General features: G+C 37.8%; 6 protein-coding genes and 1 pseudogene. All 7 read right to left on the bottom strand.

The window, feature by feature from the left end; all coding sequences use genetic code 11:
* Positions 1-1,278: PAS domain-containing protein (locus EO98_RS09680; RefSeq protein WP_048160052.1), on the bottom strand; the 1,278-nt coding region annotated here is incomplete at its 3' end.
* 246 nt (positions 1,279-1,524) lie between these two features.
* Positions 1,525-2,124, bottom strand: coding sequence for an MBL fold metallo-hydrolase (locus EO98_RS09675; protein ID WP_048139487.1), 600 nt, complete (start codon positions 2,122-2,124; stop codon positions 1,525-1,527).
* A gap of 15 nt (positions 2,125-2,139) precedes the next feature.
* Positions 2,140-2,778, bottom strand: a complete 639-nt coding sequence (locus tag EO98_RS09670) for a protein-glutamate O-methyltransferase CheR (RefSeq protein ID WP_048139491.1) — start codon at positions 2,776-2,778, stop codon at positions 2,140-2,142.
* Position 2,779: 1 nt separating this feature from the next.
* Positions 2,780-3,409 carry a CheR family methyltransferase gene (locus tag EO98_RS09665; protein ID WP_048139485.1) on the bottom strand — a complete coding sequence of 210 codons (630 nt, stop codon included), beginning with the start codon at positions 3,407-3,409 and terminating at the stop codon, positions 2,780-2,782.
* 377 nt (positions 3,410-3,786) lie between these two features.
* Positions 3,787-7,926, bottom strand: coding sequence for a methyl-accepting chemotaxis protein (locus EO98_RS17510; protein ID WP_052734483.1), 4,140 nt, complete (start codon positions 7,924-7,926; stop codon positions 3,787-3,789).
* Positions 7,927-8,785: 859 nt separating this feature from the next.
* Positions 8,786-9,265: a chemotaxis protein CheW gene (locus tag EO98_RS09655; RefSeq protein WP_048139483.1), complete on the bottom strand. Its 480-nt coding sequence runs from the start codon at positions 9,263-9,265 to the stop codon at positions 8,786-8,788.
* A gap of 82 nt (positions 9,266-9,347) precedes the next feature.
* A pseudogene (locus EO98_RS18745) lies at positions 9,348-9,705 on the bottom strand (chemotaxis protein); the annotation flags it as partial.

Genomic DNA, 9,705 nt, shown 5'->3' with positions numbered 1-9,705 from the left:
AGCCATATTACTGAGACCCTGGGCTTCGTCACTGGTTTTACCTGCCTGGGAAGCGTAACTGGAAGATTTAGTGGAAGATTCACTGAGCTTTTTGAAAATCTCTTGAGAAGCTTTTATATCCGAAGCTGCTGTACCTGCATGCCTCGAAAGGTTCTCTGAACCGGTTGCGATCTGTTCGGAAGCCGTTGAAATTTGCTGCATACCCATATTCATCTGGCCGACAGCTTCTTCGGACTGCTGAGCGTCTTCCAGAGTTGTGAGCATGTCTGCCAGGATATTTTCAATAACCGATTTCAGATTAATGACAAGCTTATTAAATTCATCAAAAGTCTTACCGAAATCATCGTCCTTGATCTTCTCCAGGTGGGTATCAAGGTCCCCCTCATAAATTCTTCGGATACCCTCTCCAAGATCCTTCAGACAACTGTTAGTATAATTTAAAAGATCCTCAACTTCCTTTTCTTTTTCTTTCATCTCGGTCATATCAGTTATGATTGTGAGAGTGCCAACAATAACGCCATTCTCATCTTTTACTGGTACAGAGGAAGTTACTGTAAATAGCGGTTTGTCCTGAGCCTTAAGTTTAAGTGCCCGTTCAAGATTATAAACCCCCTCTCCAGATTCCAGAACCTTTTCAGCAAGTGATTTTTTAGTACCGCTCTCCATTAATTCGGAAGGCGATATACCGATTGCTTCATCCGCACTCCTTAACTTGCAAATTTCCACGAAATATTCATTAATATACTTTATTTTTCCGGAGGCATCTGAATAAAATGCAAGCGATGGCTTGGGTATGCTGCTAACAATCGCTCTTTGAGATTCTTCTCTCCGTTTTACATGCATAGTTACATCTAAGAATACCCCGTCAATATAAGCGACGTTTCCATTATCATCTTTCACCGGATGAGCCTGTTCCTGAACAAATACTATACTCCCATCTACTTTTTTGATTCGGTATTCAACCTGATAAGGAGTTTTGTTTTTCATCGCTTTCTGTGTAGTTTTATCGATAAGGGAAAGGTCCTCTGGAAGAACAATATCAGACCACGAGAATTTTTGGGAAATGAAATCCATTTTAGAATAACCGGTTAGTTTCTCCACACTTTTACCGATGTACTGTATAGACCAGGAAGAATCATTCGAGACTCTGAAAACAGTTACTGGAAGACTATCTATTAGCGAGCTTATATCTTTCGCTTTTAGAGCTTCAGCTCCAACTAAATTATTTAATAAGTCTTTTTGTGAGTTTGTTTCTAAATCATTACCTATAGAAGACATTTCAAATCAATCCCCTAATGATTTATATAATAACTATGATTATAATTAGAGGAAGTATTTAAGTTTATAGGTGAGATAAAGAAACTTTCCACTTAGCCAGCACCCCCAAAACTGTTAAACTAAGCCATTACAGTTTGTTGGTAAAAAACAGACATATTAACTCATAAATCTCAAAGTATGCCTTAGAATAAGAATAATGAAAATTAACAAGTTGCCTGAAAAGCAGGCAACTGCGGAAGTCCTATATTAAATTATTTTACTATTGTGTATTATGTTGAGAGTTGTTTGGAGTTTTTCGTTGCATCTATTTTCCAGTGGAGGACCATGCCCATAAAATATCCTGGAAACATCTTTTGTGCAGAGATATTCCATAGATTTTACATAATTTTCCTCAAAAGTCCAGTTATTTGAGTTAAGAATTACGCGTGTATCTCCGACAAAGAGAAATCCGTTTTCAGAACAATAAAGGCAGATTGAATCCTGGGTATGCCCCGGAGTATGTATTACTTCAAAGAACTTATCCCCTATTAAGAGTGATTCCCCGCCTTTTAGCACAACATCCACTCCTTTTAGGTAAGGTGAAAATGCATATACTTTCGGAGAATAAATTTCTTTTACTGTTTTTAAAAGCGATGTGTGGTCGTAATGGTTATGAGTGAGAACTATTTGATCAATTAGTTTTTTACCAACGCCTTTTGAGACTTTATCAAATTTTTCAAAGATGATATTGTCACGGCCAATATCAATGATTGTGTTCAGATTGTTGAGAGAATTAAATTCACCCTGTATGTAATATACATTACAGGTATACGTTGTCGGATTTTCGGTAAGGTTAATTACCTTCAATTCATTTACACTCCTTTAGAATTGACCGTGATTTTTTTGATATATCCGGGCATTGTTTATGAATTGCTCAAATTGTTTATGCGATGAAACGGGAAGTTTTTGCGTTTGTTCTGTAATGAAAAATCCACGATTTGAGAGCGATTGATAAAACATATTTATAATGTCAGTACTTTGTTGTTCTTTAAAATGAAGGAGCACATTTTTACATAAAATTATATCAAATGGTCTTTCAATTATGGGTTTTAAAGACAACAGATTATGCCAAATATATATTACATGCTCTCTTATTTCCTCTGAGATGAGGTAATTGCCCTGAATATCTATATCTTTAATAAAATTGTTCAAAAACATCTTTTCCGGAATTTTTTGAAGGGCATCCTGCGGGTATGAACCTTTTTTGATGATATTTTCAAATCTGTTGTTCGGATCAATATCTGTTGCGTAAATCCGTATTCGAGAAAATATTTCTTCGTCAAGAATTTCCTTTAAAAGAATTGCAAGAGTGTAGGGTTCCGCACCGTTTGCACAACCTGCGCTCCAGATATTGATATTCTTGTTGCTCTTATGGTCTTCATCCTCAAGAATCAGAGGAATAAGGATATCAGGGATCATTTTAAGAGTTTGAGTGTCCCTGAAAAAGTAAGTTGCACCCATATTAAACCCTTTTTTCATTTACGCGACATATTTTCCGGTAAAGGTTTTGTTCTGGAAGTATTCTTGTGAAATGATCGCTTAGATATTCAGGAATTTCCTGTGAGATTTCACATAATAGAAATCCGTTATCTGTTAAGGAATTGTAAAACATTTTTACTACATCCACCTGTTCTTTATAATTAAAATGCTGGAGAACATGTTTGCATATAATTAAATCAAAATCATATCCAATGGAATTTAAGGACAAGAGATCATGTTTCTGGTAATTTACCTTCTCTCTTAAATTTTCTGATATAATGTAAATATCCGGATTTTCGAGATCCTGTACAAAATATTTTTTTAGGGTATTGGAGGGAACAGAGGAAATCTGATTTTTCTTATAAGTGCCCTCTTCTATGATTTTTCTGAATCTGTTGCTGTTGTCAATATCGGATGCAAATATTGTTATTTTTTTAAATTTTTCTTCATTTAGCGTCTCTTTTAAATGAATTAATATTGAGTAGATTTCCGGACCGTTTGCACACCCTGCATCCCATATTTTAATAGTTTTTTTTTCGGAAATACTGGGCAATACATACTTCGGAATTAGTTCTATTGCATCTAAGTCCCTGAAAAAAAAGGTGAATGCCATTTATTATCAGATTCCTGTTTTTATTTCAGACTTCAATCAGGTTTTCATCCGGTATTCTATCTACATCAATCCAGATGATGAGGTTTTCAATGTTATTCTCCATTTTCTCCGGGTTTGATAATGCCCCTGACAGACTCGAGGCTTTTTATTATTGGAGGGGATTTTGATTGCTTACAGCCTGAAGATACTGAAAATAAATCAAAATTTTGACGCCCCCAGAAAACATAAAAAATATCTAAATCCGGTGCCTTTAGCACCGGATTTATCGACATCACCTCAACAATTTATTTCTATTTCTTTTAAATGGGATGTAGGATATGATGTATTTCCAATCTGAAACTTGACAACATTTGTCATTTCCATATTGAAAATCTCCATTATATCCTGTATTTTTCCATATCGGATTTCAGACTGTTGGAAAGGTCGGTCACTTCATGAATTGCAGCTCCGATTTCTTGAATTGCCGCACTTGTCTCTTCTGCAATTGCTGCAAGAGACTCCGACTCTTTTTGTGCCTCCCTTGTCATGAAGTTTCCTTCTTCTGAAGCTTTTACAACCTTTGTTGAGATTTTTGCCTGATTATCGATTGCTTCTGTGATCTCGCCAATATCTTTTGTTACCTGGGCAGCATTTATAATGATTGTATTGAGGGCATCAAGGGTCTTATTGACACTATCAACACCGTCAATTATCTCTTTATTGGCAGCATTGATAGCATCTGCAGTTTTTTTGCTGTCTCTTTGTACTGAATTCACAACAATTTCAATATTATCTGTTGCATTCCTTGCCTTTGATGCAAGGTTTTTGACTTCACCTGCAACAACAGCAAATCCGCGTCCGTGTTCTCCTGCACGTGCAGCTTCAATTGCGGCGTTTAAAGCGAGCAGGTTTATCTGGCTTGTAATGTCATTTATGAGTTTTATGACATTGTCGATCTGTTTTATTTGTTCTGTGAGGTTGTTTATTCCGTTTACACTTTCCTTGGCAATCTTTTCAACACTTGCCATCTTCAGGTTTGTATCTTTGCCAAGCACCTGTGCATCCTTTCCGATACTCACAACCTCATTTGCAACAGAGAGAATCACCTTTGATTTGCCTGCAATCTTTTCAGTGGATGCTGACAGATCGACTATCTCTCTATTGATGCCCTCTATTTTATAGAGAAGTTCTCTTGTCAGTTCAGAACTCTTCTGACTGGATATTGCAACGCCTTCTGACGCCTTTGCAACCTCATCAGCGCCTCTGCTGGCTTCATCGCTACATTCTACAACCTGCATGGTGACAGATTTTGTAGATCCTATAACTTCACTCACAGAAATTCCAATGTTATTAAGAACATCCTTGAAATTTACGAAATCCCCCTCAACATGAAGTTTTTCATCAAGCCGGGCTCTAAAGTTTCCATCAGAAAATTCATTTGAAACCCTTATTGCTTCACGAAGAGGCCCTATAAAGGCATCAAGAGTATCATTAACACCGCTTACAACCTTACGGAAATCACCTTCATGACGGCTAGCATCTGCACGGGTATTAAGCTGGCCTGCAATACCGGCATTTGAAAGCATGACAGCATCTTCTACAAGGTTATTTACAGCAACGATACAGGTATTCAGGTTATTCTTGATCTCGTTGAAATCCCCATTATAGTTCTCTTTAATTAGTTCAGGAATATCACCGCGGCTGATGCGTTCAACATATTCTGCAGCAACATTCAGAGGGCCAATAACGGCATCAAGAGTGTCATTTACTCCTTCTACGATCCTTCTGAAGTCTCCCGGGTGCTGAGAAGCGTCTGCCCGGGTATCGAGTGCTCCTTTTATTGCAGCTTCAGAGAGCATTTCTGTATCTTCAACAAGATTCTTGATAGTAGAATTGACCTGGGCAAGCTTTTCATTAATTAGTACAAAATTTTTATGAGCATCAATGGTATATTCATCGGCCTTTGATACGTCAATATGAAGATCCGTGTTACCATTACTCAGCTTATCCAGATTATTCCCAAGTTTCTCAACTTCACTATGGAGATAATTTGCAACTCTTACTACGGCAGTTTGATCCTGAACAAATTCAAATGCACCGGTGACTTCTCCCTTCTGATTCATAATGGGAATGCCGGCAGTTGAGATTTCATATTCTTTATCCAGTGGTTTAGTCTGGGTCCTGCTGGTCGTCTCAGAAACTGATTCCATTGCACGGGCACAGGGGCAATTTGGAGTATGGCAATCGCCTGTATTGAATAGCGAATGACATTTCTTGCCGACTAATTCTTTTTTAGTTGAGCCTAAAAGTTTTGCTCCAGTCTCATTCATATAGAGAACATTAAAAGATTTATCGATTGCCTGCAACGTCAGAGGCATACGGTCAATATACCCAACAAGGGTATCAAGAGTTCCATTGAATCCTTCCATAATTTTCCGGAAATCACCTTCATGACGGCTAGCATCTGCTCTTGTGTCAAGTTTTCCTCCAGTAGCAGCATCAGCCAGCAATCCCGCATCAGAAACAAGATCGTTTACAGCAACAATGCAGGTATTCAGGTTATTCTTGATCTCGTTAAAATCGCCTTTGTAGTTGTCCGTAATTGGCTCAGGAATATCACCACGGCTGATGCGTTCAACATACTCGGCAGCAACATTCAAAGGACCCATAACGGCATCAAGAGTATCATTGACTCCTTCAACGATCTTTCTGAAATCTCCCGGGTGCTGAGAGGCGTCTGCCCGGGTATCGAGTGCTCCGTTTACTGCAGCGTCAGAGAGCATTCTTGTATCTTCAACAAGGTTCTTGATCGTAGAATTGACCTGGGCAAGCTTTTCATTAATTAATACAAAATTTTTATGAGCATCAATGGTATATTCATCAGCCTTTGATACGTCAATATGAAGATCCGTGTTACCATTACTTAGTTTATCCAGATTATTCCCAAGTTTCTCAACTTCATTATTGAGATAATTTGTAACTCTTATTAAAGCGGTCTGATCCTGAACAAATTCAAATGCACCGGTGACCTCTCCCTTTTGATTCAGAATTGGAATGCTGGCAGTTGAAAGCTCAAATTCTTTTCCCAGGGGTTTAGCCAGGGTCCGGCTGGTTGCCTCAGAAACTGTTTCCATTGCCCGGGCAGAGGGGCAATTTGGAGTATGACAATCGCCTGTATTGAATAGTGAATAACATTTCTTGCCGATTAATTCTTTTTTTGTTGAACCTAAAAGTTTTGCTCCTGTTTCATTCATATAGAGAATATTAAATGATTTATCGGTTGCCTGCAACGGCAGAGGCATACGGTCAATATAACCGACAAGGGTATCAAGGGTGGTATTCACTCCGTCCATAATTTTTCGGAAATCGCCCCGATGAGCAGAGGTGTCTGCTCTGGTGTCAAGTTTTCCACCAATAGCAGCATTAACAAGCATTCCTGAATCAGAGACAAGATTCTTGATCGTAGAATTGACCTGGGCAAGCTTTTCATTAATTTGTACAAAATTTTTATGAGCATCAGTGGTATATTCATCGGGCTTTGATACGTCAAAATGAAGATCTGTATCGCCATTGCTCAGTTTGTCCAGATTAGTTCCAAGTTTCTCAATTTCACTATTGAGATAATTTGTAAGTTTTATTGAAGCAGTTTGATTCTGAACAAATTCAAAAGCACCGGTGACCTCCCCCTTTTGATTCAGAATTGGAATACTGGTATAGGAAATTTCAAGTTCTTTTCCCATTGGCTTAGCCCGGGTCTGGCCCGTTACTTCACAAATTATTTCCATTGCCTGAGCACAGGCACAACTTTGGGTCTGGCAATCGCCAGTCTTGAATTGTGAAAAACATTTCTTACCGATTAATTCTTTTTTTGTTGAGCCTAAAAGTTTTGACCCTGTTTCATTCATATAGAGAATATTAAATGATGTATCTATTGTCATCACCGGAAGGCTCATGTGGTCAATAAGCCCAACAACGGTATCAAGAGTAGCATTCACTCCACTTACAATCTTGCGGAAATCGCCTTCATGCCTGGTAGCATCTGCACGTGAATCCAATCGTCCGGAAACACCTGCATCTGAAAGTACGACAGCATCTTCAACGAGGTTATTTACAGCAATGATACAGGTGTTCAGGTTATTCTTTATCTCGTTGAAATCCCCTTTGTAGTTTTCAGTAATAGGCTCCGGAATATCACCGCGGCTGATGCGTTCAACATATTCGGCAGCAACATTAAGGGGACCAACTACAGCATCAAAACCAATATTTATCTCTTTGAGAATTGTGCCCCATCCGCCGGGATATTTGGAGTAATCAGCACGTATATCGAGATGGCCTTCTGTTTCTGCCTTTGAAACGGTCTGAATTTCATTCAAAACGCCTGTAATATTTTCAATAGTTAGGTTAATTAGATCAACAGTTTTTTTGGTATCCCCTTTGAAGTTCCCGCTTATTTTCTCTAATTTTTCACCTATTGAAATTCTTTCAACAAAGGACCTGAGCATTTCAAGCTGAATTTGTTCATCTTCTTTAAATACCATATTAATTAACTCCCTAAACCGGAGGAATTTTGAGCTTAATTTAACATATAGAATACAGAGGCTCTCAAATCAGTAATCTGATTTACTCACCTGGCAAGGTTATTTTGAATTTTAGTGTCAACAATTGTTTCAATTTGGAGTTCTACGGATCAATATTTTCAAAGAACTTTTCAATATGGGTTACAAATTCGTCAAACTTGTTATAATACCAATATCCTTTCTGATATCGTTTTATACTGACAATGACGCCAGCTTATCTCTTTTGCTTCTGAACCGATACATATAGGTAAATATTTAACTTGTTAGCTGTACTGAATTTATCAAAATCAGCATCAATTAAAGTCATATATTTACAAATAGCTTAAATGTATATATATCGACTATGATAATAAATATAATAAGTATATAAGTTTATAGGTAGTCACAAAAATTTTTCATACCACGGGCATTTCAGCCAATAATTGACAATTTTTTTCACGGCCAGGGGGAAAAACAAACATATCACTTCATTTATCCGCAAAAGAAAAAAAATCAAAAAATAATTAAAATTGATGGAGAGGGTAGTGAATAAGAAAAACGCGGATATTCAAAAATAAATTAATCTAACAGTATTAGATCAAATGCAACGGATCTGAACACCCGCGGAGGAATATTTTGAGGAGTGAAGTTATAAGTAACCGTTTTTTAATCCGGATGCTGCTAACCCCATCCACATCAATATATTTCAGAACTTCTATTTCCCCAAAGGGAATCTTTTGCTTACCTATGATCAAGCTGCTATCGATTACTACAAATTATGCATCCGTCCACCCCACATCATAAATTTTCACAGGAATTCGAAGGTGGACTTTATCATTATTCATCCATTAAATTCATTCAGTTCTTCTTCACTGAATAACTCTTTAAGGTCCATTAAGGTTAGAAGTCCATCCTCGAGTTTTCCAACACCCTTTAAAAACTTAGATTCATCTGTTAAAGCTAAAAACCTGGGAATTTCTTCGATATTCTGGGAAGATAGGTATTTGACTTCGCTAACGCTGTCAACCATCATCCCTATGGTAGCATTATTGTATTCAACAACAATAATCCTGGTATTTTCATCGTTCTTTTCCGGTTCTTTTCCAAGCCTTTTTCTGAGATTGATAATGACTGCAATTTGACCCCTGAGATTTAAGATCCCTTCTACAAAATCAGGTACGTTTGGAATTAGAGTAATTTGAGTTGGCAGAATAATTTCCTTAATCTGGGATATTTCAACTCCATATATTTCTTCACCGAGGTTGAAGACAATTACCTGAATCGTATTATCCACATTTACAGTTTGACTATGATAGCTCATGTACATCACCTGAAAAATGGAGCTAATTGAAATTGCCGGGATTCAATTGGCTCCGGATTCGAACAGATCTGGATCAGACTGTTCAGTATCTCTTTAAATTTCCCCTTCTATCGAAATTTTGAGGCTTCTTAGAGGATGTTTGATTGTTTTTCTGTTCCCCCGATACTTTGAAGTTTTCTAAGAGGACATCGACTGTTTTCTGGGCAAGCTCGCTAACATTCTGTACCGAAGTACTTACCTGCTGCATGGCAGCGGTCTGTTCCTCGATAGCAGCAGAGGTTTCTTCACTGCTTGCGGCATTCTCTTCAGCAGTAGATGCGGTTTCACTGATGCTTTTCTCAATATTTTCAATTTTATCCAGGCCTTCTTCTGACAGCCTATCCAGTTCGATGAGCATAGAGTTGATAGTGGCAACTGCAGTGGCAATTTCCTGTCTCTTA

Source organism: Methanosarcina sp. 2.H.T.1A.6, assembly GCF_000979455.1.
Lineage (GTDB): Archaea > Halobacteriota > Methanosarcinia > Methanosarcinales > Methanosarcinaceae > Methanosarcina.
The sequence above is the reverse complement of the archived record's forward strand: the minus strand, read 5'-3'. Positions and strand labels throughout refer to the sequence as shown.